This is a genomic window from Streptomyces sp. NPDC030799, from assembly GCF_055572255.1.
The window spans coordinates 338248-364189 of the sequence record NZ_JBVIDS010000001.1 but is presented as its reverse complement, the minus strand read 5'-3'; the positions used below and the strand labels follow the sequence as shown (position 1 = coordinate 364189).

The window sequence follows — 25942 nt, the reverse complement described above, 5'->3', positions numbered from 1 at the left end:
CGCTTACGAGACGGTCGGCGCCGGGGACGGCCCGGTCAGCCCGCGCTCGGCCCGCCACCCGTCCACGATGGCCGCCTGGAGCCCGAACATCTCGGCCTTCTCGTCGGGCTCCTCGTGGTCGTACCCGAGCAGGTGCAGCACTCCATGGACGGTGAGCAGCTGCAGCTCCTCGTCCATGGAGTGCCGGGTCGGCGCTTCCTCGCCCTGCTTCTTGGCGACCTCGGGGCAGAGCACGATGTCACCGAGCAGCCCCTGCGGCGGCTCGTCGTCGTCCTTGGACGGCGGCCGGAGCTCGTCCATCGGGAACGACATGACATCGGTGGGACCCGGCAGATCCATCCACTGGATGTGGAGCTGCTCCATGGCGTCGGCGTCCACGACGATCACCGAGAGCTCGGAGAGCGGGTGGATGCGCATCCGTGCGAGTGCGTAGCGGGCGATGTCGAGGATCGCCTGCTCGTCGACCTCGGTGCCGGACTCGTTGTTGACGTCGATCGACATGGTCGTGCTGGTCTACTTCCCCTTGTGTCCGGCCTTGCCCCGGCCCTGCACCTTGTGCGCGCCGTTCTGGGTGCCGTGCTTGTCGTCGTACTTCTCGTACGCGTCGACGATACGGCCCACCAGCTTGTGCCGTACGACATCGTGGGACGACAGCCGGGAGAAGTGGACGTCCTCGACGCCCTCCAGGATCTCCTGCACCTGCCGCAGACCGCTCTTGGTGCCGTCCGGGAGGTCCACCTGGGTCACGTCACCCGTGATCACGATCTTCGAGTCGAAGCCGAGGCGGGTGAGGAACATCTTCATCTGTTCGGGGCTCGTGTTCTGGGCCTCGTCCAGGATGATGAAGGCGTCGTTGAGGGTGCGGCCACGCATGTAGGCGAGCGGCGCGACCTCGATGGTCCCGGCGGCCATGAGCCGTGGGATGGAGTCCGGGTCGAGCATGTCGTGCAGCGCGTCGTACAGCGGGCGCAGGTAGGGGTCGATCTTCTCGTACAGCGTGCCGGGCAGGAAGCCGAGCCGCTCACCGGCCTCCACGGCGGGGCGGGTGAGAATGATCCGGTTGACCTGCTTGGACTGCAGGGCCTGCACGGCCTTGGCCATGGCCAGGTAGGTCTTGCCGGTACCGGCGGGCCCGATGCCGAAGACGATCGTGTGCTTGTCGATCGCGTCGACGTACCGCTTCTGGTTGAGGGTCTTCGGGCGGATGGTGCGCCCGCGCGAGGACAGGATGTTCTGCGTCAGTACCTGCGCCGGGGTCTCCGGCCCGTCGCTCGTCCCGTTCTCGCTCGCCTTGAGCATGGCGATCGAGCGTTCCACTGCGTCCTCCGTCATCGGCTGCCCGGTGCGGAGCACCAGCATCATCTCGTCGAACACGCGCGCAATGAGGGCGACGTCGAGGGGGTCGCCGACCGCGCTGATCTCATTGCCCCGGACGTGTATGTCGGCCGCCGGGAAGGCCCTCTCGATCACGCGCAGGAGGGAGTCGCCGGAACCCAGCACGGTCACCATGGGGTGCTGGGCGGGGACGGTGAACTGCGCTCTCGCCTGCTCCTGCGCGGAGGTGGTGTGAGCTGTGGGTGTCTGTGTCATGGGCCGGCGCTGAAGGCCTGCGCTTCCTCCTTCTCACGGCCGCGTAGCTGAGGGCGGCCTCGCGCTTCCAGAGTACGACGGGGCACTGACAAGCCCGTAGGACTTTTCCGCGGGTGACTCCCCGGCCGGCGGTCAGCCGGACTGGCGGAAGCCGATGGTCGGTACCGCGCGCCGCAACGGCCAGGGCCGGTCCAGCTCCTCCGGCACCAGCCCCTCCAGGAACTCATACCTCCGCAACGCCATCGGTTCCTGCCCCGGAAGGGCCTGCACCCGCCGCCACCACGCCCCGATCTCCGACCACCCCGGCGCGGACAAGGACCCCCCGAACTCCTGCACCGACAAGGCCGCCGTCAGCCCGGCGAACGCCAGCCGGTCGGCCAGCGGCCACCCCGCCAGCGACCCCGTCACGAACCCGGCGACGAAGACGTCCCCCGCCCCTGTCGGATCCAGCGCCTCCACCGCGATCGCCGGCACCTCCGCGGCCTCCCCCGTCCGCCGGTCCACCGCGTACGCCCCCTCCGACCCCAGCGTCACGACCGCCACCGGCACATGCTCGGTCAGGGCATGCGCGGCGAGCCGCGGACAGTCGGCCCCCGTGTACCGCTTCGCCTCCTCCGCGTTCGGCAGAAACGCCTCGCAGTGCTCCAGATCGGAGAGCCCGGCCAGATCCCACGCCCCCGTCTCGTCCCAGCCGACGTCGGCGAAGATCCGGGTCCCCTCCCGTGCGGCCTGCGCGATCCACGGCGCCCGCGTACCGGGCGTCAGCGAGGCGACGGCGGCACGCGCGCGGGGCGGGCGCGCCGGGGCACCCTCCGCCCCGAACACGGCCTCCGGCGGCGGCTCGTGCCCGTGGGACACCATCGTCCGCTCACCCTCGTACGCCATGGACACCGTCACCGGCGAGTGCCAGCCGGGTACGGTCCGCGACGCCGACAGATCGATGCCCTCGCCCTGTTCGAGCGCGTCCCAGCAGTACTCGCCGTAGTGGTCGTCCCCGAAGGCCGCGGCGAGGGAGGTGCGCAGTCCGAGCCGGGCCAGGGCCGTGGCCATGTTGGCGACCCCGCCGGGACTGGAGCCCATGCCCCGGGCCCAGGACTCGGTGCCGCGCACGGGCGCCGAGTCCAGGCCGGTGAAGATGATGTCGAGGAAGACCGTGCCCGTCAGGTACACGTCCCAGGGCGGGTCACCGGGCGCGCGCAGCGCCGCGAGCGGGTCGACCTGAGCCTGACAGCGCGCGGCCTGGGTGAGGTGTTCCGGTTCCTCTCCGGTGAGAGTGTGCGACGGGGTCACGGTGCGCTCCCTGACGTGGTGCGGATCTGGCCAGTGTGCACCACATGCCGCACCGCGCAGGGGGTTACCAGCGGGGCATCACCGGTTGCCGCCAGCCCGGTTCGGCCGTCCGCATCGCCGCCGCGTCGTCACGGTCCCGCAGCGAGCCGTCGTCCTCGGCCCACCGCCGGTGCAGCCGGGCCAGCTCGTCCCGGTCCAGTGCGACGCCGAGACCGGGTGCGTCGGAGACCTCGACCCGCCCGCCCCGGAACCGGGGCCGGTCGGTGAGGACGTCCTCGGACTGCCAGGGGTAGTGGGAGTCGCACGCATGGTGCAGACCGGGGACCGTGGCCGCGACCTGGGTCATCGCGGCGAGGCTGATGCCGAGGTGGGTGTTGGAGTGCATGGAGACCCCGACTCCGAAAGCGGCGCAGATCGCGGCGAGTTGCCGGGTGTTGCGCAGCCCGCCCCAGTAGTGGTGGTCGCAGAGCACGACCTGCACGGCGTCGCGCGTGAACGCCTCCTTGATCTCCCCGAAGGTGGTCACGCACATGTTGGTGGCGAGCGGGACCTCCGTACCCGCCGACACCTCGGCCATCGCGGCCGTACCCAGCGTCGGGTCCTCCAGGTACTCCAGGACGTCCCCGAGTTCGGCCGCCACCTTCAGCGAGGTCGCGACCGACCAGGCGCCGTTGGGGTCGAGGCGCAGCGGATGCCCGGGGAAGGCCTCGGCGAGGGCCCGTACGGCGGCGATCTCCTCCTCGGGCGCGAAGACGCCGCCCTTGAGCTTGAACGACGTGAACCCGTACCGCTCCTTGAACAGCCGCGCCTGCGCCACCACCCCGGCCGGGTCGAGGGCGGCCCCCCAGTCGTCCTGCTCGCAGGCCACGCCCGCCGGATGGCCGGCCCACTTGTAGAACAGATAGGCGCTGTACTCCACGTCGTCCCGCAGCTTGCCGCCGAGCAACGCGTGCACGGGCAGCCCGAGTGCCTTGCCCTGGGCGTCCAGGCAGGCCACCTCGAAGGCGGACAGCACCGACAGCCGCAGCTTGTCGGCGCTCTGCACCCCGCGCAGCCCGCCGGCGTCCACCCGCCCCTCGACCAGCGACTCGTCCACCCCGAGGTCGATCCCGAACAGGCCGTTCACATCCATGACCGACCGTCCGGTGAGCCGTTCGGCCAGCGGGCGGGCCAGCGCCAGGTACCCGGTGTCGCCGTACGTCTCACCGAGGCCGGTGATCCCGTCGGCGGTGACGATCTCCACGATCAGCCGCGGGGTGTACGGCTGGTGCACGCCCTGGGTGTTGAGCAGGGGCGGGTCGGCGACCAGGATCGGCGTCAGCCGTACCTCGGCGATGGTCAGGTCACGGGTCACAGAGAGGCTCCCACGAGGTCGAGTCATCCCCCATTATGAATACCGTCCATATATGAGAACGAGCGTAATCACTTATACCCGGGCCCCCACCTCGCAAACCGAAAAGTGATCCAGATCGCACCCCCCGTTCTTCATCCGGAACCGCGTGCTTGATACAACTTGCTCGCGCGTTCCTGTCCGTCGACGGTCGTCGCCCCATCCCCCGTTCCGAGCCCTTCCTTTCGCCTGCCCTGGGAACGCCCGTGTCCGCCCCCCGCACCCTGCCCTGGCCCCTCGTCGCCCTTTTCACCGCCGGGTACCTCGCGCCGTATCTGCTGCCGACCACCGTCGGCCGACTCGATTCCGGGCTTCCGCTCGACCCGACGCAGGCCGGGGCCATCGGCAGTGCGCTGCTGCTGGCTTCGGCGACGGCGGGCTTCCTGCTGGCCGCGCGCGTCGACCGGATCGGTCCCCGTACGCTCGCCCGCCTCGGGCTCGCACTCGCGGTCCTCGGCTACGGCGGTGCCGCCCTCAGCACGCCCGTCCCGGCCGTCGTCGTCGGCGCGGTCGTCGGCGGATTCGGATCAGGCACCATCACAGCGGTCGCCGCGAGCGGCATCGCGGCCCACCGCGATCCGCACCGGGTCAGCACGCTCGGCCTGCTCGGCGTCTCCGCCCTCGCCGGCGCCCTTTACCTGACCTTCCCGCACCTCGGCCCCGGCCACGGTCTGCCCCTCGCCGCCGTCGCGCTCACCGCGCTCGCCGTCTGGCCGCTCACCCGCCGGCTGCCCGCTCGTACGCCACCGGCCCGCACGACCGTCGCCCACGGCCGCCTCCCCCACCTGCGCGCCGGGCTGCTGCTGGCCGCCGCCATGCTCTGCTGGTCCCTCGCCCAGAACGCCCTGTGGGGGGTCAGCGGCCGGATCGGACTCGACCAGGCCGGTCTCTCCGAAGTCACCGTAGGCGCGGTGTTCGCGGTCGCACTCGGCGCCGGACTCGTCGGGGTCGTCGGCGCGGGGGCACTCGGGCAGCGGCTGGGCCAGGTCCTGCCCATCGGCGCCGGTACCGCACTGATCGCGGGCTGCATCGCGCTCAGCGCATCCGCGACCGGTCTGCCGACCTTCGCGGCGGGCGAGATCCTGTGGAACCTGATCTACCCGGTCGTCCTGTCGTACGTCATCGGCCTCGCCGCCGCCCTCGACCCGCGCGGCCGCTGGGCGGTCCTGGTCGGCTCGGCGTCCTCACTGGGGACGGCGGCGGGACCGCTGACGGGGAGCATGTTGGCGGCGGGGGCGGGCTTCCCCGTGATGGGGAAGGTGCTCGGCGCCGGGCTGCTGCTGGTCGCCGTCCCGATGACGGCGGTGGCACTGCGGGCGGGCAAGCACCCCCTGCCGGTGCTGGAACTCCCCGTGGTGGAAGTCCCCGTGGAGACGCCGGCCGTGCCCGCCCGGCACGCCTACGACACCGCGTCCCCGAACTCGTAGGCCGCCACCTCGGCCAGGTAACGGGCCCGCCGCTCCTCGTCGTCCTCCAGGAAGGAGGCGAGGAAGGAGTTGCGGGCCAGCTCGCGCAGCCGGTCCTCGGACAGGCCCAGAATCCGGTGCACGGCCGCGAAGTTGTCGTCGGCGTACCCGCCGAAGTACGCCGGGTCGTCGGAGTTGACCGTGCACAGCAGCCCGGCGTCGAGCATGGCGGGCAGGGGGTGGTCGGCGAGGGTGTCGACGGTCCGCAGGCGGACGTTGGACAGCGGGCACAGCGTCAGCGGGATCCGCTCCCGCACCAGCCGCTCGACCAGCGCCGAATCCTCCATGCAGCGCAGCCCGTGGTCGACGCGCTCCACGCCGAGCACGTCCAGGGCCTCGCGGATGTACTCCGGCGGCCCCTCCTCACCGGCGTGCGCGACGCGGCGCAGCCCGAGCCCGGCCGCGGCCTCGTAGACCTCCCGGAACTTCACCGGCGGGTGCCCGACCTCGGCCGAGTCCAGGCCGACGCCGGTGATCCGGTCCAGGTACGGCCCGGCGGCCCGCAGGGTCTCCAGCGCCGACTCGGCGGACTCGTCCCGCAGGAAGCAGAGGATGAGCCGGGTGGAGATGCCGTGGTTCTGCTCGCTGCTGCCGAGCGCCCGCCACAGCCCCTCCACGACCGTCCCCATGGACACGCCCCGGGCGAGGTGGGCCTGCGGGTCGAAGAAGATCTCCGCGTGCCGCACGCCCTGCGCGGCGGCGCGAGCCAGGTAGGCGTTCGCCAGGTCGGCGAAGTCCTGCTCGGTCCGCAGGACGGCCATCAGTTCGTAGTACAGGTTCAGGAAGGACTGGAGGTCCTCGAACCGGTAGGCCGTGCGGAGCGCCTCCGTGTCGGCGTACGGCAGCTCGACGCCGTTGCGGGCGGCCAGCTCGAATGCCAGCTCGGGTTCCAGAGTGCCTTCGATGTGGAGGTGCAGTTCTGCTTTCGGGAGGGGCATCAAAGCATCGTACGGGCGTGTCATCGCCGTTTCGGAACCGGCACCCGCTGCAGGTCGTGCGCCACGGTCAGCTCACCCTCGAAGCCGGCCGCGCGCGCCTGCCGCTCGAACTCCTCCGGTTCGGTGTAGCGCTGGCTGAAGTGGGTGAGGACGAGGTGCCGTACGCCCGCGTCCCGGGCGACCGCCGCTGCCTGGCCCGCCGTCAGATGACCGTGCTCGACGGCGAGCGGTGTGTCCTCGTCGAGGAAGGTCGACTCGATGACGAGCAGGTCGCAGCCCTCCGCGAGCGCGTGCACGCCGTCGCAGAGCCGGGTGTCCATGACGAACGCGAACCGCTGCCCGCGCCGTACCTCGCTGACGTCCTCCAGCGTCACGTCCCCGAGCCGGCCCTCACGCTGCAGCCGCCCGACGTCCGGGCCCTTGATCCCGTGCGCGGCGAGCCGGTCGGGCAGCATGCGGTGGCCGTCGGGTTCGATCAGGCGGTAGCCGTAGGACTCCACCGGATGCGAGAGCCTGCGGGCCTCCAGCGTGTACGACGAGGTCACCGCGAGGATGCCGTCGGCGGCGACCGGTTCCTCGGTGAGGCGGACCGTCTCCCGGTAGGCCGTCGCGTAGCGCAGACGGTCGAAGAAACGCTGGCCGGAGCGCGGGTAGTGCGCGGTGACCTCGTGCGGCACCTGGTCGAGGTTGATCCGCTGGATGACACCGGCGAGGCCGAGGGAGTGGTCGCCGTGGAAGTGGGTGACGCAGATCCGGTTCAGGTCGTGGGCGGCGACCCCGGCGCGCAGCATCTGCCGCTGTGTGCCCTCGCCGGGGTCGAACAGGATGCCCTGGCCGTCCCACCTCAGCAGGTAGCCGTTGTGGTTGCGGTGCCGGGTGGGGACCTGGCTGGCGGTGCCGAGGATCACCAATTCACGTACGGACACGGTGGCTTATCCGGGGGGCCACTCGAGGCCCCGGCCGCCGAGGACGTGCGCGTGGGCGTGCCACACGGTCTGGCCTGCGCCGCTGCCGGTGTTGAAGACGATGCGGTAGCTGTCGAGCTTTTCCTCGTCGGCCACGGCCCGGGTCTCGGCGAGCACGTCGGCGGCGAGTTGCGGTGCTTCGGCGCCGAGGGTGGCGGCGTTCTCGTAGTGGGCCTTGGGGATCACCAGGATGTGGGTGGGGGCCTGGGGGTTTATGTCCCGGAAGGCCACCGTGGTGTCTGTCTCGCGGACGATCGTCGCCGGGATCCGGCCCGCGACGATCTTGCAGAACAGGCAGTCGTCCTGGGGTTCGCCTGCCATGCGGTGCCTCCTCGCGCTGGTGATCAATACGGGGGGCATCGTAGTCGTTCGGGTGCGGGCCGTATGTGGCTGGGCGCGCCCACGCGGGGCGGCCGCATGTCGACGCAGCCCCGCGCCCCTTACGTCGGCATTCCCGGCGGAGTCTTGGCCGGCCGTTCCTCCAGTGCCTCCAACGCGAGCCGGATCGCCGTGTCCAGCTGGGTGTCCCTGCCCTCCGCCCAGTCCTGGGGCCGCTGTACGACCTCCACGTCCGGGTCCACGCCGTGGTTCTCGACGTCCCACCCCACGCCCTCCACCCACATCGCGTACTTCGGCTGGGTGACCAGGGTGCCGTCGATCAGGCGGTAGCGGCTGTCGATTCCGATCACGCCGCCCCAGGTGCGGGTGCCGACGACCGGGCCGATACCGAGGGCCTTGATCGCCGCGTTGACGATGTCGCCGTCGGAGCCGGAGAACTCGTTGGCGACGGCGACGACCGGGCCGCGCGGGGCGTCGAGGGGGTAGCTGGTGGGGCGCATGCCGCGCGGGAGGTCCCAGCCGATGATGCGGCGGGCCAGCTTCTCGACGACGAGCTGGGAGGTGTGGCCGCCGCGGTTCTCACGGACGTCGACCACCAGGCCGTCCCGGGCGACTTCCACGCGCAGGTCGCGATGGATCTGGGCCCAGCCGGGGGCCTGCATGTCGGGGACGTGGAGGTAGCCGAGGCGGCCGTCGGAGGCCGCGTGGACGTGGGCGCGGCGGCCGGCCACCCAGGCGTGGTAGCGCAGGGGTTCCTCGTCGGCGATCGGGATGACGACGGTGTGGCGGGGTTCGCCGCCGCCCGCCGGGGAGACGGTCAGTTCCACCGGGTGACCCGCCGTGCCGACGAGCAGCGGACCCGGCCCCCTCACCGGGTCGACGGAGTGGCCGGCGACGGCGATGATCGCGTCGCCGGGACGGACGGCGACTCCCGGCGCGGCGAGCGGGGAGCGGGCGTCCGGGTCGGAGGTCTCCGCGGGCAGGATGCGGTCGATGCGCCAACTTCCGTCCGGGTGGCGGGAGATGTCGGCGCCGAGCAGACCGTGCCGGGGGCCGCCGCCGGAGCCGCCGGAGGGGATGACGTAGGCGTGCGAGGTGCCGAGTTCGCCGTGCACCTCCCACAGGAGGTCGGTCAGGTCGCTGTGGGTGGCGAGGCGGGCCAGGAGGGGACGGTAGCGGGCGAGGACGCCGGTCCAGTCGGCGCCGCCGAGGTCGGGCCGCCAGAAGTGGTCGCGCATGAGGCGGCCGGTCTCGTCGTACATCTGCCGCCACTCGGCGGCCGGGTCGAGGGTCTGCCGGACCCGGGCGAGGTCGACGGAGACGCTGGTGTCGCCGTCGTCGTCGGTGCCGGTACGGCGGTCGCCGGGGACGACCCGGAGCCGGCCGTCGGTCCACAGCAGCACGCGTTTGCCGTCGCCGCTGACCTCGAAGTGGTCGGCGTCGGAGGCCAGGTGCTCCAGGCGCCGCTGGCCGAGGTCGTAACGTTCCAGCTCGGTGTGCGGGTCGGGGTCCTCGGGGTGGGCGCGGGCGGCGCCGAGGACGCCCTGCACGGGGTGGCGCAGCCAGAGCACGCCGTCCTTGGCGGCGCGCAGCGTGGAGTACCGGCCGGCCTCCACCGGGAAGGGGACGATGCGGTCGGCGAGGCCCTCGGGGTCGATGCGGGTGGCCGGGGTTCCCTCGCTGTCGGGGGTCTCGTCCTTGTCGGGGGTCTCGAAGGGGCGGCCGTGGCGTTGCGGGCCGAACGGCGAGGGGGTGGTGGCGGCCAGGGTGATCAGGTGCGGGCGGGCGCCGACCACGAACGCGAGGTCGAAGACGTGCTCGTCGTAGACCGGGTCGAAGGCGCGGTTGGAGAGGAAGGCGAGGTGTTTGCCGTCGAGGGTGAAGGCGGGGGCGTAGTCCTGGAAGCGGAGCGGGGTCGCCTCGGTGACCGACAGGTCGGTGGTGTGGGCGATGCGCAGCTGGGAGAGCGGGCGCGGGCCGGGGTGGGCCCAGGCCAGCCAGGCGGAGTCGGGTGAGAAGGCGAGGCCGGAGACCTCGCCGTCGTCGCTGCGGTCGACCTCGCGGACCTCGCCGGTCTCGCGCTCGACGAGCAGCAGCCGCCCGTCGTGCGCGGCCACGGCGGCCCGGCTGCCGTCCGGGGCCATGGCCAGCTCCAGGACCCGTCCGAGCTGTCCGGCGGCGAGCCGTCGCGGGGGCGCGCCGGGCACGGTGCCGGTCGCCGGGGCGAACTCCAGGGCGTCGTCGCCCTCCGCGTCCGTCACCCACACCACCCACTCCTCGCCGTCGGCGCGAAAGGCGCGCGGCATCCGGGCGCGGACGCCGGGGGCGGCGGCGAGGGCACGGGCGGGTCCGGAGCGGTGGGTGACCCAGTGGATCCCGCCGCGCACGCAGACGGCGCTGCCGCGCGCGGTGTGGTCGGGAGACGCCTCGCCGAACCAGCGGGAGGCGTTCACCGGGCGGGGGCGCAGATCGATCCGGGGCCCGCCGAGGCGTACGTCCAGCCGGCGCGGCTCGGCGCCGTCCAGGTCGTCGAGGAGCCACAGTTCACCGGCGCAGGCGTAGACGATCCGGGTGCCGTCACCGGACGCGTGCCGGGCGTAGAAGCTGTCGAGGGGGGTGTGGCGGCGCAGGTCGGAGCCGTCGGCGAGGGAGGAGTACAGGGCGCCGGTGCCCTCGTGGTCGGAGAGGAAGGCGATCCGGTCCCCCGCCCACACCGGGCACTCGATGTTCCCGTCGAGGTCCTCATGAAGCCGGACGAACTCCCCGCTGCCCTCCCGGTCGATCCACAACTTGCCCGCGGTGCCGCCCCGGTAGCGCTTCCAGTGGGCGGCCTCGCGGCCCATCGGCGCGGACAGCAGCACGGTGGCCGGGCCGGAGGCCACGTCGCCGACCGGGCCGTACGGCAGGGTCTCGGCGGGTCCGCCGTCCAGCGGGACGGCGTGCGCCCAGCTGTGCCGGAAGGTGTGGCGGCCGTGCGCGCCGAGCGCGAGCACCCGTCCGTCGGCGGTCCAACCCCTTACCTCGGTACGGCGGTTGCCCCAGTACGTCAGACGGTCGGCGGGGCCGCCGTCGACGGGGGCGACATGCACCTCGGGCGCGCCGTCCCGGGTGGAGGTCCAGGCGAGGAACCGGCCGTCCGGGGATATCCGGGGCGTGGTCACCGGCCTGTTGTCGGCGCTGACGCGCCAGGCCCGGCCGCCGTCGAGCGGCGCGAGCCACACGTCGTCCTCGGCGACGAAGGTCACCAAGTCGCCGTGTACATGTGGAAATCGGAGATACGCGGCACCCTGAGTCACTCCGTCACTGTACGCAGTGACGGGTGCGCCTCGCCCGGTGTTCAGATCACTTCCCCTCGACGGGCCAGCAGGTGGGGTCGCCCTTGCACCAGAGGGTGCGGGTGACGGTGACGGTCACGGTCGGACGGCCGCCGGGACGGTAGGTGGGCGGCTTGTACGTCGGTCCGGGCTTGGCGCTGCAGTCGCCGAGCCCGTTCACGTGGAACACCTGTCTGCCACCGACCTCGGCGGTCAGGTCGCCGCGCACACAAGCCCCGTCGACAGCCTTGGTCACCTTCCCGGTGACGCTGATCTTCCGCCCGTCCCTGGTCTCGCCCCGGCAGTCGACGGAGACGACGGTGCTCTCGCTCGGCGAGGGCGACTTTCCCGTCGAGCCGCCCCCGTGGTTCCCGGTGCAGGTGAGCCAACGGACGTCGATGTGCTGCTGCTCCAGCCTGGCGGTGGCGGTGGTGTCGGTGGTGTAGGCGGCGGAGGCGGAACCGAGATCGGTGGGCTGACACGCCACGACGGCCGCTCCGGCCCCGACAGCCAGCCCGGCGACAGCCACCACCCGCACCCCGCGTCGTTTCCCTCTCAAAACCCCCATGCAGGGCAGCGTGCCACCGGCACGGGCGAGGCGGAAGGCCGCATACGGCCACTCACCCGTCCGGGTCGCGGGGCAGCGCCCCGAAAGGGGCGCGGGGCTGTGCGGGCACTCACTCCAGCGGAGCGCCCAGGAGCAGCCACTCCTGGAGCTCGACCAGGTTGCCCTCCGGGTCCTTGAGGTGAGCCACGCGCATGCGGTCGGTCATGGGGGCCGGGCCGTGCACGAGCGTGGCGCCGCGGGAGGTGATCTCCGCGCAGTAGGCGTCCAGGTCGTCGACGCGCAGGACGACCAGGGAGCGGTGGCCGGTGGCGGTCTCGCCCAGCTCCCGAAGGACCTCGGCCATCATCGAGCGGTCCTGCAGCGCGATCCCCGCGGAGCCGGCGTGCGGGCTGAACTTCTCGTACGGCCCCTCGACCGCCCCGGACTGCGGCTTGAGGCCGAGGACGTCGGCGTAGAAGCGGTAGCAGGCGGCGAAGTCGGTGACCATAAGCCGGACTTGAGCGAGTTCCACGGTGTCCCCAGACGGTGTCAGGACCAGCGGCCGGTGCGGCCCAGGAGCAGGGCCACGGCGGCGGTGCCGGCGGTGGAGGTACGCAACACGGTAGGACCGAGCACGCATGTCTTCGCACCCGCCTCCTCGAAGAGCGCCAGCTCGTCGCGTGCGACACCCCCTTCGGGGCCGACGACCAGCACGATCTGGCCTTCGGCGGGGAGTTGGGCGGTGGCCAGCGGCTCGCTGACGTGCTCGAAGTCGGAGTGCAGCACGGCGGCGAAGTCGGCCTCGGCGAGAAGTGCGGCAACCTGCTTGGTGCTCGCCGCGTCCGCGACCTCGGGGAAACGCAGCCGGCGGGACTGCTTGCCGGCCTCGCGCGCGGTGGCCCGCCACTTGGCGAGTGCCTTCTGACCCCTGTCGCCCTTCCACTGGGTGATGCAGCGGGCGGCCTGCCAGGGCACGATCGCGTCGACGCCGGTCTCCGTCATGGTCTCGACGGCGAGTTCGCCCCGGTCACCCTTCGGGAGCGCCTGGACGACGGTGATCCGGGGGCTGGGCTCCGGCTCCACCGGGAACTCGAACGGCTCGACCACCAGGTGGTCCTTGCCCGACACGCTGACGACGACCCCGGCCGCGCCCCGGCCCTTGCCGTCCGTCAGCACCACGTTCTCGCCGGGCTGCAGCCGCCGTACGGAGACCGCGTGCCGCCCCTCGGGACCCGTGACGTCGACGACCGAACCGGGACCCACGCCTTCCAGCGAGTCGACGACGAACACCGGCGCGGTCATCGCAGGCCTCCCTTGGCCGACAACGCTGTCCTGGCGGCGTCGAGTTCCTCGGCCAGCACCTCCACCAGCCGCCCGGCCGGCAGGTCGCGGGCCATCCGGTGGCCCTGGCCCGCCCACAGCGCCATGCCCTGCGCGTCCCCGGCCTTGGCGGCGGCCTTGCGCAGCGGCGAGGTGAGGTGGTGGATCTCCGGGTAGGCGGCGGGGGCGTACGGGCCGTGCTCGCGCAGGAACCGGTTGACCAGTCCGCGGGCCGGTCTGCCGGAGAAGGCGCGGGTCAACTCGGTGCGCGCGTACAGGGGGTTGGTCAGCGCCTGCTTGTGCAGGGCGTGGGCGCCGGACTCGGGCGTGGCGAGAAAGGCGGTGCCCAGCTGGGCCGCGCTCGCGCCGGCCGCGAGGACGGCGGCGATCTGGCCGCCGCGCATGATGCCGCCGGCGGCGACGATCGGGATGCGCACGGCCTCCCGGATCTGCGCGACCAGCGAGAGCAGCCCGATGCCGGAGCCGTCGTTCTCGGCGAGGTCCCGGTGGGTGCCCTGGTGACCGCCGGCCTCCACGCCCTGCGCGATCACGGCGTCCGCTCCGGCCTGTTCGACCGCGCGGGCCTCCTCGGCGGTGGTGGCGGTGACCAGGGTGTAAGTGCCGGCCCGGCGCAGCCTGTCGAGCACTTCCCGGCTCGGCACACCGAAGTGGAAGGAGACGACCGGCACCGGGTTGTCGAGGAGTACGGCGAGCTTGGCGTCGTAGCCGTCGTCCCGGCCGCTGTCCGGGTCGCCCAGCTCGGTCTCGTACCAGGCGGCCTCGCCGGCCAGCTGGTGGGCGTAGACCTCGACGGCGCCGGACTCGGCGTACTCCGACTGCGGCACGAACACATTCACGCCGAAGGGGCGGCTCGTGAGCCCCCGCAGCTGCTTGATCTCCTGGTACATGCCGTCGGCGGTCTTGTATCCGGCGGCGAGGAACCCGAGGCCACCGGCCTCGGAGACGGCGGCGACGAGCTGCGGGAGGGAGACTCCGCCCGCCATGGGGGCCTGCACGATCGGGTGGGGGAAGAGATCGGTCAGCGCGGAGGACATGACCGCATGTTGTCACGTCCTTCGAACAAGTCCGAATCGGGGCGTCCCCCGGCATAGGACAGCGGCATAAGGGGTGCCGAAGCACCCCGTACGCCCTGTCTCAGCGACCGTTGAACGCGTCCTTCAGCCGGCTGAACAGCCCCTGCTGCCCCGGCTGACTGTGCTTGCCCGGGGGCCAACCCCCGGACCCCCGGCCACCCCGCAGCTCGCGTCAACGACCGTTGAACGCGTCCTTCAGCCGGCTGAACAGCCCCTGCTGCCCCGGCTGGAACTGGCCCTGCGGCCGTTCCTCGCCGCGCAGCTTGGCCAGCTCGCGCAGCAGTCGCTCCTGCTCGGGGTCCAGCTTGGTCGGGGTCTGCACCTCGACGTGCACGATCAGGTCGCCCCGGCCGCCGCCGCGCAGATGCGTGACGCCCCGGTTGTGCAGCGGAATCGACTGGCCGGACTGGGTGCCGGGCCGGATGTCGACCTCCTCCATGCCGTCCAGGGTCTCCAGCGGCACCTTGGTGCCGAGCGCCGCCGCCGTCATCGGGATCGTGACCGTGCAGTGCAGGTCGTCACCGCGCCGCTGGAACGTCGGGTGCGGCAGCTCGTGGATCTCGACGTACAGATCACCGGCCGGACCGCCGCCGGGCCCGACCTCGCCCTCACCGGCGAGCTGGATCCGTGTGCCGTTGTCGACACCGGCCGGGATCTTGACGGTGAGCGTGCGACGGGAACGGACACGGCCGTCACCGGCGCACTCCGGGCACGGGGTCGGGACCACGGTGCCGAAGCCCTGGCACTGGGGGCAGGGACGCGACGTCATGACCTGGCCCAGGAAGGACCGGGTGACCTGCGAGACCTCGCCACGGCCACGGCACATGTCACATGTCTGGGCGGTCGTACCGGGTGCCGCGCCCTCGCCGTTGCAGGTGTTGCAGACGATCGCGGTGTCGACCTGGATGTCCTTGGTGGTCCCGAAGGCCGCCTCGTCCAGCTCGACCTCGATCCGGATCATCGCGTCCTGGCCGCGCCGGGTGCGCGAGCGCGGCCCGCGCTGCGACGCCGTACCGAAGAACGCGTCCATGATGTCGGAGAAGTTGCCGAAGCCGCCGGCCCCGAAGCCGCCCGCACCGGCACCGCCGGACTGCGAGAGCGGGTCGCCGCCGAGGTCGTAGACCTGCTTCTTCTGCGGGTCCGACAGCACCTCGTAAGCGGCGTTGATCTCCTTGAACCGCTCCTGGGTCTTCGGATCCGGGTTGACGTCCGGGTGCAGCTCGCGCGCGAGCCGACGGAACGCCTTCTTGATCTCATCCTGCGACGCGTCGCGGCGCACGCCGAGAACGGCGTAGTAGTCCGTGGCCACTTACGACTCCGCCAGGATCTGTCCGACGTACCGTGCCACTGCGCGTACCGCTCCCATCGTTCCCGGGTAGTCCATGCGGGTCGGTCCGACCACGCCGAGCTTGGCAACCGCCTCGCCGCCCGAACCGTAGCCCACCGACACCACCGAGGTGGAGTTGAGCCCCTCGTGGGCGTTCTCGTGCCCGATGCGCACGGTCACGCCCGGATCCTTCGCCTCGCCGAGGAGCTTGAGGAGCACGACCTGCTCCTCAAGGGCCTCCAGCACGGGTCGGATCGTGAGGGGAAAGTCATGCCCGAAGCGGGTGAGATTGGCGGTGCCGCCGATCATCAGCCGCTCCTCGTTCTCCTCGACGAGCGTCTCCAGGAGAGTGGAGAGCACCGTCGAGACCGTACCGCGGTCCTCGGCCTCGAAGGCCTCCGGAAGGTCCTCGACCAGCCTCGGCACGTCCGTGAACCGGCGGCCCGCGACCCGGCTGTTCAGCCGGGCGCGCAGATCGGCGAGCGAAGCCTCGCCGAAGGGCGCCGGGCAGTCGACCATCCGCTGCTCGACCCGTCCGGTGTCCGTGATCAGCACGAGCATCACGCGCGCGGGAGCGAGCGAGAGCAGCTCCACGTGCCGGACGGTGGACCGGGTCAGGGACGGGTACTGCACGACGGCGACCTGCCGGGTCAGCTGCGCGAGCAGCCGTACCGTGCGCGCCACGACGTCGTCGAGGTCGACGGCGCCCTCCAGGAAGTTCTGGATGGCCCGCCGCTCGGGCGCGGTCATCGGCTTCACGCCCGCGAGCTTGTCCACGAACAGCCGGTAGCCCTTGTCGGTGGGGATGCGCCCCGCGCTGGTGTGCGGCTGCGCGATGAACCCCTCGTCCTCCAGGGCCGCCATGTCGTTGCGGACGGTGGCCGGGGAGACCCCGAGGTTGTGCCGCTCGGTCAGGGCCTTCGACCCGACCGGCTCCTCGGTGCCGACGTAGTCCTGGACGATGGCGCGCAGTACCTGAAGCCTGCGTTCACTCAGCATTCGCGCGCACCTCCAGCACGTCGTCCCCTCTGTTCCGCGGTTCGTCCGCCTGGCACTCTTCGCACGCGAGTGCCAGCGTTCCCGGGCCCAGTGTACGGCTGTCGGGTACACCCGGGGCAAGGTCGGTGCGGTCGCGGCGGCCTGTGCAGCTAGCGTCGCGGTATGACGGTGACTTGGGAAGAGCTGGGGTGGGAGCGGCTTGCCGCCGGGGTCGGGCGCTGCCGCCTCGCGGGCTGGGACTGCACGGCCGGGCTGGTCCTCGGGGCCGGTACGGCCCTGATGGTGGACGCCGGTTCCAGTCTGGCCGAGGGCGCGCGGCTGCGGGCACAGGCCGAGGAACTGACCGGCGGCCGTGTGACCCATCTCGCGCTGACCCACCCCCACTTCGATCATGTCTTCGGGGCTGCGGCGTTCGCCGGGGCGGAGGTGTACGGCGCGGTGGGCCTGGACGCGGTCTTCGCGTACGAGCGGGAGGAACTGCGCCTGGACGCGATCAGGAACGGCCTGCCGGTCGCGGACGCCGACGAGGCGGTGGACGCGCTGGTCCCGCCCTGGCATCCGGTCTCCGGCGAGTGGACGCTGGACCTCGGCGACGGCCGCCAGGCGCTGCTGGCCAACGTGGGCCCGGGGCACACGGCCCACGATCTGGTGGTGCTGGTGCCGGGGGACCCGGAGGTGGTCTTCTGCGGCGACCTCGTCGAGGAGTCCGGCGAACCCCAGGCCGGCCCGGACGCGGTCCCGTCCCGCTGGCCGGACGCCCTGGACCGCCTGCTGTCCCTGGGCGGCGAGGACGCGCTGTACGTGCCCGGTCACGGAGCGGTGGTGGACGCGGGGTTCGTGCGACGGCAACGCGACGAGCTGGCCACGCGTTTCGGCGTGTCGTGAGCGCGGCCGTACGGCTTCTCCTATCGTCACTCGAATGCGCCAGTACTCCGCCGACCTGACCCCACCGTGGAAGAAGCCGAAGCCGGTGCCGGAGGTACCGGCGGAGCCCGGCCTGGTGGTGGAGGAGCCCGGTACCGGGTTCTGCGGGGCGGTGATCCGCTGCGAGGCGGGCACGGTGACGCTGGAGGACCGCTTCGGCAAGCACCGGGTGTTCCCGCTGGAGCCGCGGGGCTTCCTGCTGGAGGGGCGCGTGGTGACGCTGGTGAGGCCTTCCGGCGGTCCGGTACGGCCCACCCGTACGGCCTCCGGTTCGGTCGCCGTCCCCGGCGCCCGCGCCCGCGTGGCCCGCGCCGGCCGCATCTACGTCGAGGGCCGGCACGACGCCGAGCTGGTCGAGAAGGTGTGGGGCGACGACCTGCGCATCGAGGGCGTGGTGGTGGAGTACCTGGAGGGCGTGGACGACCTGCCGTCGATCGTGTCGTCCTTCGCCCCGGGTCCGGACGCCCGCCTGGGTGTCCTCGTGGACCACTTGGTGCCGGGCACGAAGGAATGGCGGATCGCGGAGTCGGTGACCAGCGAGCACGCGCTGGTGGTCGGTCACCCGTACATCGACATCTGGCAGGCGGTGAAGCCGGCCGCGCTGGGGATCGAGGCGTGGCCCATGGTCCCGCGGGGGCAGGACTGGAAGACGGGGGTGTGCCGGGCGCTGGGCTGGCCGTCGGAGAACACCGGGGCGGTGTGGCAGGCGATCCTGAAGCGGGTGGGGTCCTACAAGGACCTGGAGCCGGAGTTGCTGGGGAGGGTGGAGGAGCTGATCGACTTCGTCACGGGTAGCGGTGGGGCCTGACGTCGGGGAAGGTTCCGAACTCGCTGGTTTTCAGCTCGACACCCAGGACATCCAGCATCAGCGGCCGGCCGAACTTCTCGATGTACTGCGCCCGGTAGTTGGCACGTCCTTCCCCCCGCAGAAGCTCCGCTTTGAGCCCGTCAGGCGGCTCAAAACCCTCGAAGAACTCTGCGACTCCACGTTCGTCCACAGCGGTCATCTCCGTGGCCTCTACATTCACCGCATACTGTCAGCGGCAGCCTACGAACCAGGTTGGGGGCCGAACCGGCGTCCGGCTGTGATTCACCCGCCCGAGTGATCAATCCACCAGGTCCCTGACCACCGCATCCGCCAGCAACCGCCCCCGCAACGTCAGCACGGCCCGCCCCTCCTCGTACGGACCTTCCTGGAGCAGCCCCTCCCCCAGCGCCCGCCGGGACGCCGCCAACCCCTCCTCCTTCAGCAAGGACAGCGGCACCCCCTCCCACAGCCTCAGCTCCAGCAGGATCCGCTCGACCCGGCGGTCCTCCTCCGACAGCAGCTCACGACCCGCCCCCGGTGACCGGCCGGAGGCGAGTGCCGCCGCGTACGCCCCCGGATGCTTCACGTTCCACCAGCGCACCCCGCCCACGTGCGAGTGCGCCCCGGGACCGGCCCCCCACCAGTCGGCGCCGCGCCAGTACAGCTCGTTGTGCAGGCAGCGGCCCGCCTCGGAGGTGGCCCAGTTGGAGACCTCGTACCAGTCGAAGCCCGCCGCGGACAGGGTCTCCTCGGCGATCAGATAGCGGTCGGCGTGCACGTCGTCGTCGGTCATCGGGACCTCGCCCCGGCGGATCCGGCGGGCGAGCTGCGTGCCCTCCTCGACGATGAGCGCGTACGCACTGACGTGGTCCGGACCGGCACCGATCGCCGCGTCCAGCGAGGCCCGCCAGTCGTCGTCGCTCTCGCCCGGGGTGCCGTAGATCAGGTCGAGGTTGACGTGCTCGAAGCCCGCCGCGCGCGCCTCGGCCACACACGCCTCGGGACGCCCGGGAGTGTGCGTGCGGTCGAGCACGCGCAGCACATGCTGCCGCGCGCTCTGCATGCCGAAGGAGATCCGGTTGAAGCCGCCCTCCCGGAGCGTGGCGAGGTACGCCGGGTCCACCGACTCGGGGTTCGCCTCCGTCGTGATCTCCGCGTCCGGCGCCAGCCCGAACTCGTCGCGGATCGCCCCCAGCATCCGTACGAGATCGTCGGCGGCCAGCAGTGTGGGCGTACCGCCCCCGACGAACACCGTACGGACCTCGCGCGGGTCGTCGCCGAGCACCTTCCGGGCGAGCCGGATCTCGTCCGTCAGCGTGTCCGCGTAGTTGTCGCGGGACGCCAGCACACCGCCCGTGCCGCGCAGCTCGGTCGCGGTGTAGGTGTTGAAGTCGCAGTAGCCGCAGCGGGTCGCGCAGTACGGGACGTGCAGGTAGAAGCCGAGCGGGCGGGCGGCGGCCCCGGCGAGCGCGTGCGCGGGCAGCGCGCCGTCGGCGGGGACGGGCTCGCCGTCGGGGAGAGCGGAAGGCATGCCTTCCATTGTCCAGCACCGGCGCGGTTACTCCGCCTGCAGCACCAGCAGTGCCAGGTCGTCCTCCGGCTGCCCGCCCCCGAAGTCGTGGACGAGCCGCCGGATCCTTTCCGCGATCAGTGCGGCGCTGAGCCCGGCGCAGCCGGACAGGGCGCGGGCGAGCCCGTCGGCGTCGTCGAACTGGCGGGAGCCGGAGCGCCGCTCGGTCACCCCGTCGGTGACGCACAGCAGGCTGTCGCCGGGCCGCAGGTCGACGGTCTCGCTGGTGTAGGTCTCGTCCTCGACGACGCCGAGCAGGGTCTGCGGGCGGGCCGCGGTGCGTACGGTGCCGTCGGGGCTCAGGACGAGCGGCAGCGGGTGGCCGGCGGAGGCGAGGGTACAGCGGACGCCGCCGCCCTCGTACGGCGTGAGCTCGCCGTAGAGCAAGGAGAGGAAGCGGGTCTGCGGGCCGTCCCCGGGGGCCACGGGCCGTCCGCCTGCGGCGACGAGGGCGCGGGCGGCGGCGTCGGCGGCCTCGGTGGCGTCGTCCAGGAGGAGCTGGTTGAGCCGGTCGAGGACATCGGCGACCCGGTAGCCCTCGCGGGCGAGCAGGCGGAGCCAGGGGCGGGCGAGGCCGATCACGACCGCCGCCTCGGGACCCTTGCCCTGGACGTCGCCTACGGCGAAGCACCAGCGGCCGTCGCCGGCCGGGAACAGGTCGTAGAAGTCGCCGCTGGGACCGCCCTTGTCGCAGGGCTCGTAGACGAGCGCGCTGCTCACGCCGGGGATCTCGGCGACCGCGCCGGGCAGCAGGCCGCGCTGCAGGACGGCGCTGATGGTGGCCTGGCGGGCGTACTGGCGGGCCGCTCCGATGGCGAGGGCCACCCGGCGGCTGAGGTCCTCCACGAGCCCGGTGACCTCGTCGGGGAAGCCGAGCAGCCCGCACCGGCCGAGGACCAGCGTGCCGAGCGGCCGGCCGCCCGCGATCAGCCGGTACGCCAGCGCCGTGCCGTCGGTGCCCTGCGGGCCGAGCGCGTGGCCGGGCCACGGGTACGCCTCGGGGCCGGAGCGCAGCCCGTCGCGCGGGCAGGGCGGTTCCTTCTCCAGGGCACAGCGCAGTTCCTCGATGCGGTTCTCGCTGGCGTGCCAGACCCGGTCGGGGCCGCCGCCCGCGCCGCCGCGCACGGTCGCCTCGTCCTCCAGCCACACCGCGCACCAGTCGGCGAGCCGGGGCACGATGAGCTGGCCGGTGAGGGCCGTCACCAGGTTCTCGTCCAGCTGACCGGCGAGCAGGTCGGAGGCCTCGGCGAGGAAGGACAGCGCGCCCCGGCCGAGCCAGTCCCGGTCACCGCCCGCGCGGTGCGGCTGCGGGACCAGGTCCTCGGCCACCTCCAGGGCCGCGTCCGGCGCGGGTGTGTCCGCGTCCGTCACGCCGCCCGGGGGCAGCCGCGCCCAGACCGTCTTGGCGCCGGCGCGGTAGGTGACGCCCCAGGACTCGGCGAGCGTGGTGACCAGCCGCAGGCCGCGCCCGTACTCGGGGGTGTCGTACGCCCCCTCGCCGCCCGGGGAGTCGCGCGGGGCGCGGCAGGGATGCTGGTCGCCCACCTCCACGGTGAACGCGCCGCTCTCCTCCAGCCGCCAGACGACCTCCACGTCCGTACCGGCGTGCACGACGGCATTGGTGACCAGTTCGCTGACGACGGCCATGGCGTCGTCGACGAGCCGCGCCGAGACCTCGGGCGCCTCGGCCAGCGCTGCCCGCACCAGCGCACGGGCCGAGCCGGGCGCGAGAGGACTTCCGGGCAGCGTGGTACGCCCGTGCACCTCCCGAGCCCTGGGCTCACTCTCCCGCTGCGTGGGTATGGCCGCCATGTCCATGCGGCCAGGGTGACAGACAGGGGGCACCTATAAGCGCTGAGTCACTGAAGTGGGCAGAAGACGACCACTTTCGAACGCCGGTGAGCTCAACTTACCCAGGGGCGCGGGGCTCTGCCCGATATGCGGCTCCGCCGCGTGGGCGCGAACAACCACGACGCATCCGCAGCCGCCGGCAGTCCCCAGCCACCCCTTCGAGACCGCGTCAGGCCTCCCGCGTCCCGGCGTACATCTCGTCGATGAGGTGCTTGTACTCCCGCTCCACCACGGGCCGCTTCAGCTTCAGGCTCGGCGTGATCTCCCCGTGCTCCACATCGAGATCCCTCGGCAGCAGCCGGAACTTCTTGATGGTCTGCCACTTCTGCAGCCCGGCGTTGAGCTGCCGCACATACCCGTCGACCATCTCGACGGTCTGCGGCGCCGCGACGATCTCGGCGTACGGCCGGCCCTCCAGCCCGTTCTCCTTGGCCCAGTCCAGGATCGCGATCTCGTCCAGGGCGATGAGGGCCGTGCAGTAGTTCCGGTCTGCGCCGTGCACCAGGATGTTGGAGACGTACGGGCACACGCCCTTGAACTGGCCCTCGACCTCGGCCGGAGCGACGTACTTGCCGCCGGAGGTCTTGATGAGGTCCTTCTTGCGGTCGGTGATGCGGAGGTAGCCGTCGGGCGACAGCTCGCCGATGTCACCGGTGTGGAACCAGCCGTCGGACTCCAGCACCTCGGTGGTCTTCTCGGGCAGCCCGTGGTAGCCCTCCATGATGCCGGGGCCGCGCAGCAGGATCTCGCCGTCGTCGGCGATGCGCACCTCCGTGCCGGGCAGCGGCTTGCCGACCGTGCCGGTGCGGTAGGCCTCGCCGGGGTTCACGAAGGAGGCCGCGGAGGACTCGGTCAGGCCGTAGCCCTCAAGGATGTGGATGCCGGCGCCGGCGAAGAAGTAGCCGATCTCGGGCGCGAGCGCCGAGGCGCCGGAGACACAGGCGCGCAGCCGGCCGCCGAAGGCGTCGCGGAGCTTGCCGTAGACGAGGGCGTCGGCGACCTTGTGCTTGGCCGCGAGGCCGAACGGCACGGCGTGGGTTCCGGTGCGCCGGAAGTTGTCCTGGCTGACCTTGGCGTACTCGCGGGCGACCTCGGCGGCCCACTGGAAGATCTTGTACTTGGCGGCGCCGCCCTCGCGGGCCTTGGCGGCGACGCCGTTGTAGACCTTCTCGAAGATGCGGGGCACGGCCGCCATGTACGTCGGCTGCACCACCGGCAGGTTCTCGATGATCTTGTCGACCCGGCCGTCGACGGCGGTGACGTGGCCGACCTCGATCTGGCCGGAGGTGAGCACCTTGCCGAAGACGTGCGCGAGCGGCAGCCACAGGTACTGCACGTCCTCGCCGCTGATCAGGCCGGTCGCGGCGATCGCCTTCGCCATGTACGCCCAGTTGTCGTGCGGGAGCCTGACTCCCTTGGGGCGGCCGGTGGTGCCGGAGGTGTAGATGAGGGTGGCGAGCTGGTCCTTGGTGATCGCGCCGACCCGCTCCTTGATCAGCTCGGGGTGCGTCTCCAGGTAGGCGACGCCGCGCTGCTCCAGCTCGGCGAGGGTGATCACCCAGTCGCTCGTCTCGGCGCCGGCCGGGTCGATGACCACGACCTTGGTGAGGTCGGGCAGCTCGGCGCGCTTCTCGACGGCCTTGGCGGCCTGGGCCGCGTCCTCGGCGATCAGCACCCGGCTCTCGGAGTCGGAGAGGATGAAGGCCGATTCGTCCGCGTTGGTCTGCGGGTAGATGGTGGTCGTCGCGCCGCCGGCACACAGGATGCCGAGGTCGGCGAGGATCCACTCGACCCGGGTCGACGAGGCGAGCGCCACGCGCTGCTCGGGCTGCACGCCCAGCTCGATGAGGCCGGCCGCGATCGCGTACACCCGCTCGGCGGCCTGCGCCCAGCTGAGCGACTTCCAGTCGTCGGGGCCCTGGCCGGACGCGGGGGGCACCGGATAGCGGTAGGCCTCGGCGTCCGGTGTGGCCGCCACGCGCTCCAGGAAGAGGGCCGCCACGGACGGCGGACGGTTCTCGATCAGGGTCTGTGTGTCGCTCACGACATCCTCCGGGGCCCGCGACGGTGCGGCTGACTCGGTGCGGCTGGGTTAACTCACGGTGGGGGTTCGTGCTGCTGCTTCGCTGTTGTTTAACTCGCGAGTAACTATCGAGCAGGGATCAGAGTAAGCCGCGACCGGCCGCTGCGTAAGGGGCTTCGGCCTGTCACTTTCCACGCAGAGCGACGCTACGCACGCGTAGGGGCCCACCGCACTTTCGTACGACAGGCCCCCGCGTGCCCTTTTTAGGGACGCCACCGGTTGTTACCGACGGTTACTTCTTGCCCTTGGCCGACCCCGCGCTGTCATCGCTGGACAGGACGGCGATGAAGGCTTCCTGCGGAACCTCCACGGAACCCACCATCTTCATCCGCTTCTTGCCTTCCTTCTGCTTCTCCAGCAGCTTCCGCTTACGGGAGATGTCACCGCCGTAGCACTTGGCGAGGACGTCCTTGCGGATGGCGCGGATGGTCTCGCGGGCGATGACCCGGGAGCCGATGGCGGCCTGCACCGGCACCTCGAAGGCCTGCCGCGGGATCAGCTCCTTGAGCTTGGCGACGAGCCGCACGCCGTACGCGTACGCCTGGTCCTTGTGGGTGATCGCGGAGAACGCGTCCACCTTGTCGCCGTGCAGCAGGATGTCGACCTTGACCAGGGAGCTGGTCTGCTCGCCGGTGGGCTCGTAGTCCAGCGAGGCGTAGCCGCGGGTCTTGGACTTCAGCTGGTCGAAGAAGTCGAAGACGATCTCCGCGAGCGGGAGGGTGTAGCGGATCTCGACACGGTCCTCGGAGAGGTAGTCCATGCCGAGCAGGGTGCCGCGCCGGGTCTGGCACAGCTCCATGATCGAGCCGATGAACTCGGTGGGCGCGAGGATGGTGGCCCGCACGACCGGCTCGAAGACCTCGTTGATCTTGCCTTCGGGGAACTCGCTCGGGTTGGTGACCGTGTGCTCGCTGCCGTCCTCCATGACCACGCGGTAGACCACGTTGGGAGCGGTGGCGATCAGGTCGAGGCCGAACTCGCGCTCCAGGCGCTCACGGATCACGTCCAGGTGCAGCAGGCCGAGGAACCCGACGCGGAAGCCGAAGCCGAGGGCGGCGGAGGTCTCCGGCTCGTAGACCAGCGCGGCGTCGTTGAGCTGCAGCTTGTCGAGCGCCTCGCGCAGCTCGGGGTAGTCGGAGCCGTCGAGCGGATACAGCCCGGAGAAGACCATCGGCTTGGGGTCCTTGTACCCGCCGAGGGCCTCCGTGGCGCCCTTGCTCTGGCTGGTGACGGTGTCACCGACCTTGGACTGGCGGACGTCCTTCACACCCGTGATGAGGTAGCCCACCTCACCGACGCCGAGGCCGTCGGCCGGGAGCATCTCGGGCGAGTTGACGCCGATCTCCAGCAGCTCGTGCGTGGCGCCGGTGGACATCATCCTGATGCGCTCGCGCTTGTTGAGCTGGCCGTCGATGACACGGACATACGTCACGACACCGCGGTACGAGTCGTACACGGAGTCGAAGATCATCGCGCGGGCGGGCGCGTCGGCCACCCCGACCGGCGCCGGGATCTCCTTGACGACCTTGTTCAGCAGCGCGTCCACGCCGAGACCGGTCTTCGCGGAGACCTTGAGCACGTCCTCCGGGTCGCAGCCGACCAGGTTGGCGAGCTCCTCGGCGAACTTCTCGGGCTGGGCCGCGGGAAGGTCGATTTTGTTGAGGACGGGGATGATCGTGAGGTCGTTCTCCATCGCCAGGTAGAGGTTGGCGAGGGTCTGCGCCTCGATGCCCTGGGCGGCGTCGACGAGGAGGATGGTCCCCTCACAGGCGGCGAGCGACCGCGAGACCTCGTAGGTGAAGTCGACGTGCCCCGGGGTGTCGATCATGTTGAGGATGTGGGTCGTGCCCTGGTCGGGGCCCTCGGTCGGGGCCCAGGGCAGACGCACCGCCTGGGACTTGATCGTGATGCCGCGCTCGCGCTCGATGTCCATCCGGTCGAGGTACTGAGCACGCATCTGCCGCTGCTCGACCACCCCGGTCAGCTGGAGCATCCGGTCGGCGAGCGTGGACTTGCCGTGGTCGATGTGCGCGATGATGCAGAAATTGCGGATCAGAGCCGGGTCGGTACGGCTCGGCTCGGGCACATGGTTAGGGGTCGCGGGCACGCAGGGTCCTGTCTCTTGAG

At 71.7% G+C, this 25942-nt stretch carries 22 protein-coding genes; 3 read left to right on the top strand and 19 right to left on the bottom strand.

Features of this window, described 5'->3' with window-relative positions:
- Positions 1-3: 3 nt before the first annotated feature.
- The 4 genes from ybeY to ACZ41I_RS01525 all read right to left on the bottom strand — a co-directional run bounded on the left by ybeY (position 4) and on the right by ACZ41I_RS01525 (position 4234).
- On the bottom strand, positions 4-501 hold the full coding sequence (gene ybeY, locus ACZ41I_RS01540) for an rRNA maturation RNase YbeY (protein ID WP_363217897.1): 498 nt from the start codon (positions 499-501) through the stop codon (positions 4-6).
- A gap of 12 nt (positions 502-513) precedes the next feature.
- Positions 514-1590, bottom strand: a complete 1077-nt coding sequence (locus ACZ41I_RS01535) for a PhoH family protein (protein WP_363217898.1) — start codon at positions 1588-1590, stop codon at positions 514-516.
- A 132-nt stretch (positions 1591-1722) separates the two neighbouring features.
- Positions 1723-2880 (bottom strand): carbohydrate kinase family protein, encoded by a 1158-nt coding sequence (locus ACZ41I_RS01530; RefSeq protein WP_363217899.1) that lies wholly within the window; start codon positions 2878-2880, stop codon positions 1723-1725.
- A gap of 64 nt (positions 2881-2944) precedes the next feature.
- Positions 2945-4234 carry a glucarate dehydratase family protein gene (locus ACZ41I_RS01525; protein WP_468512905.1) on the bottom strand — a complete coding sequence of 430 codons (1290 nt, stop codon included), beginning with the start codon at positions 4232-4234 and terminating at the stop codon, positions 2945-2947.
- Positions 4235-4476: 242 nt separating this feature from the next.
- On the opposite strand from ACZ41I_RS01525, the gene ACZ41I_RS01520 reads away from it, so the two are divergent.
- Positions 4477-5697 (top strand): MFS transporter, encoded by a 1221-nt coding sequence (locus ACZ41I_RS01520; RefSeq protein WP_468512904.1) that lies wholly within the window; start codon positions 4477-4479, stop codon positions 5695-5697.
- Here ACZ41I_RS01520 and ACZ41I_RS01515 read toward each other — a convergent pair.
- The 10 genes from ACZ41I_RS01515 to hrcA form a co-directional block, all read right to left on the bottom strand.
- Complete coding sequence (locus ACZ41I_RS01515) at positions 5670-6674, bottom strand: adenosine deaminase (RefSeq protein ID WP_468512903.1); 1005 nt, start codon at positions 6672-6674, stop codon at positions 5670-5672. The two genes, ACZ41I_RS01520 and ACZ41I_RS01515, sit on opposite strands and share 28 nt — an antisense overlap.
- A 20-nt stretch (positions 6675-6694) precedes the next feature.
- Entirely contained in the window at positions 6695-7600 is a 906-nt protein-coding gene (locus ACZ41I_RS01510) for a ribonuclease Z (RefSeq protein WP_399772005.1), read from the bottom strand.
- Positions 7601-7606: 6 nt separating this feature from the next.
- Positions 7607-7960 (bottom strand): histidine triad nucleotide-binding protein, encoded by a 354-nt coding sequence (locus ACZ41I_RS01505; protein WP_399772008.1) that lies wholly within the window; start codon positions 7958-7960, stop codon positions 7607-7609.
- A gap of 119 nt (positions 7961-8079) precedes the next feature.
- Positions 8080-11274 carry a S41 family peptidase gene (locus ACZ41I_RS01500; RefSeq protein WP_468512902.1) on the bottom strand — a complete coding sequence of 1065 codons (3195 nt, stop codon included), beginning with the start codon at positions 11272-11274 and terminating at the stop codon, positions 8080-8082.
- 46 nt (positions 11275-11320) lie between these two features.
- Positions 11321-11860 (bottom strand): hypothetical protein, encoded by a 540-nt coding sequence (locus ACZ41I_RS01495; protein WP_399772014.1) that lies wholly within the window; start codon positions 11858-11860, stop codon positions 11321-11323.
- A 109-nt stretch (positions 11861-11969) separates the two neighbouring features.
- The gene (locus tag ACZ41I_RS01490) at positions 11970-12371 is read right to left on the bottom strand and encodes a VOC family protein (RefSeq protein ID WP_468512901.1); all 402 of its coding nucleotides are present in this window, start codon (positions 12369-12371) and stop codon (positions 11970-11972) included.
- A 17-nt stretch (positions 12372-12388) separates the two neighbouring features.
- Positions 12389-13141 carry a 16S rRNA (uracil(1498)-N(3))-methyltransferase gene (locus ACZ41I_RS01485; protein ID WP_399772019.1) on the bottom strand — a complete coding sequence of 251 codons (753 nt, stop codon included), beginning with the start codon at positions 13139-13141 and terminating at the stop codon, positions 12389-12391.
- Positions 13138-14214: a nitronate monooxygenase gene (locus tag ACZ41I_RS01480; RefSeq protein ID WP_399772021.1), complete on the bottom strand. Its 1077-nt coding sequence runs from the start codon at positions 14212-14214 to the stop codon at positions 13138-13140. The genes ACZ41I_RS01485 and ACZ41I_RS01480 overlap by 4 nt, the downstream gene beginning before the upstream one ends.
- 211 nt (positions 14215-14425) lie before the next feature.
- Entirely contained in the window at positions 14426-15562 is a 1137-nt protein-coding gene (dnaJ, locus tag ACZ41I_RS01475; protein ID WP_363217911.1) for a molecular chaperone DnaJ, read from the bottom strand.
- Positions 15563-16579, bottom strand: a complete 1017-nt coding sequence (gene hrcA / locus ACZ41I_RS01470) for a heat-inducible transcriptional repressor HrcA (protein ID WP_363217912.1) — start codon at positions 16577-16579, stop codon at positions 15563-15565.
- Between the two features lie 162 nt (positions 16580-16741).
- Here hrcA and ACZ41I_RS01465 point away from each other — a divergent pair, with 162 nt between their 5' ends.
- Both ACZ41I_RS01465 and ACZ41I_RS01460 read left to right on the top strand, forming a co-directional pair.
- Positions 16742-17464, top strand: coding sequence for an MBL fold metallo-hydrolase (locus tag ACZ41I_RS01465; RefSeq protein ID WP_468512900.1), 723 nt, complete (start codon positions 16742-16744; stop codon positions 17462-17464).
- A gap of 34 nt (positions 17465-17498) precedes the next feature.
- Complete coding sequence (locus tag ACZ41I_RS01460) at positions 17499-18311, top strand: DUF3097 domain-containing protein (protein ID WP_468512899.1); 813 nt, start codon at positions 17499-17501, stop codon at positions 18309-18311.
- Here the strand turns inward: ACZ41I_RS01460 and ACZ41I_RS01455 are convergent.
- The 5 genes from ACZ41I_RS01455 to lepA all read right to left on the bottom strand — a co-directional run bounded on the left by ACZ41I_RS01455 (position 18289) and on the right by lepA (position 25922).
- A complete protein-coding gene (locus ACZ41I_RS01455) occupies positions 18289-18510 on the bottom strand; it encodes a hypothetical protein (RefSeq protein WP_399772029.1) in 222 nt (73 codons plus the stop codon). The genes ACZ41I_RS01460 and ACZ41I_RS01455 overlap by 23 nt on opposite strands.
- A 99-nt stretch (positions 18511-18609) precedes the next feature.
- Positions 18610-19842, bottom strand: coding sequence for a radical SAM family heme chaperone HemW (gene hemW, locus ACZ41I_RS01450; protein WP_468512898.1), 1233 nt, complete (start codon positions 19840-19842; stop codon positions 18610-18612).
- Between the two features lie 27 nt (positions 19843-19869).
- Positions 19870-21693: a SpoIIE family protein phosphatase gene (locus tag ACZ41I_RS01445; RefSeq protein WP_468513075.1), complete on the bottom strand. Its 1824-nt coding sequence runs from the start codon at positions 21691-21693 to the stop codon at positions 19870-19872.
- Positions 21694-21901: 208 nt separating this feature from the next.
- Complete coding sequence (locus ACZ41I_RS01440; RefSeq protein ID WP_399772033.1) at positions 21902-23776, bottom strand: AMP-dependent synthetase/ligase; 1875 nt, start codon at positions 23774-23776, stop codon at positions 21902-21904.
- 271 nt (positions 23777-24047) lie between these two features.
- Positions 24048-25922: a translation elongation factor 4 gene (gene lepA / locus ACZ41I_RS01435; RefSeq protein WP_399772037.1), complete on the bottom strand. Its 1875-nt coding sequence runs from the start codon at positions 25920-25922 to the stop codon at positions 24048-24050.
- Positions 25923-25942 lie beyond the last annotated feature (20 nt).

Coding starts and splice junctions, on each gene's coding strand:
- ybeY (WP_363217897.1), bottom strand. CDS start 501: ATGTCGATCGACGTCAACAACGAGTCCGGCACCGAGGTCGACGAGCAG.
- ACZ41I_RS01535 (WP_363217898.1), bottom strand. CDS start 1,590: ATGACACAGACACCCACAGCTCACACCACCTCCGCGCAGGAGCAGGCG.
- ACZ41I_RS01515 (WP_468512903.1), bottom strand. CDS start 6,674: ATGCCCCTCCCGAAAGCAGAACTGCACCTCCACATCGAAGGCACTCTG.
- ACZ41I_RS01505 (WP_399772008.1), bottom strand. CDS start 7,960: ATGGCAGGCGAACCCCAGGACGACTGCCTGTTCTGCAAGATCGTCGCG.
- ACZ41I_RS01495 (WP_399772014.1), bottom strand. CDS start 11,860: ATGGGGGTTTTGAGAGGGAAACGACGCGGGGTGCGGGTGGTGGCTGTC.
- ACZ41I_RS01485 (WP_399772019.1), bottom strand. CDS start 13,141: ATGACCGCGCCGGTGTTCGTCGTCGACTCGCTGGAAGGCGTGGGTCCC.
- ACZ41I_RS01480 (WP_399772021.1), bottom strand. CDS start 14,214: ATGTCCTCCGCGCTGACCGATCTCTTCCCCCACCCGATCGTGCAGGCC.
- hrcA (WP_363217912.1), bottom strand. CDS start 16,579: ATGCTGAGTGAACGCAGGCTTCAGGTACTGCGCGCCATCGTCCAGGAC.
- ACZ41I_RS01465 (WP_468512900.1), top strand. CDS start 16,742: ATGACGGTGACTTGGGAAGAGCTGGGGTGGGAGCGGCTTGCCGCCGGG.
- ACZ41I_RS01460 (WP_468512899.1), top strand. CDS start 17,499: ATGCGCCAGTACTCCGCCGACCTGACCCCACCGTGGAAGAAGCCGAAG.
- ACZ41I_RS01455 (WP_399772029.1), bottom strand. CDS start 18,510: ATGACCGCTGTGGACGAACGTGGAGTCGCAGAGTTCTTCGAGGGTTTT.
- hemW (WP_468512898.1), bottom strand. CDS start 19,842: ATGCCTTCCGCTCTCCCCGACGGCGAGCCCGTCCCCGCCGACGGCGCG.
- ACZ41I_RS01445 (WP_468513075.1), bottom strand. CDS start 21,693: ATGGCGGCCATACCCACGCAGCGGGAGAGTGAGCCCAGGGCTCGGGAG.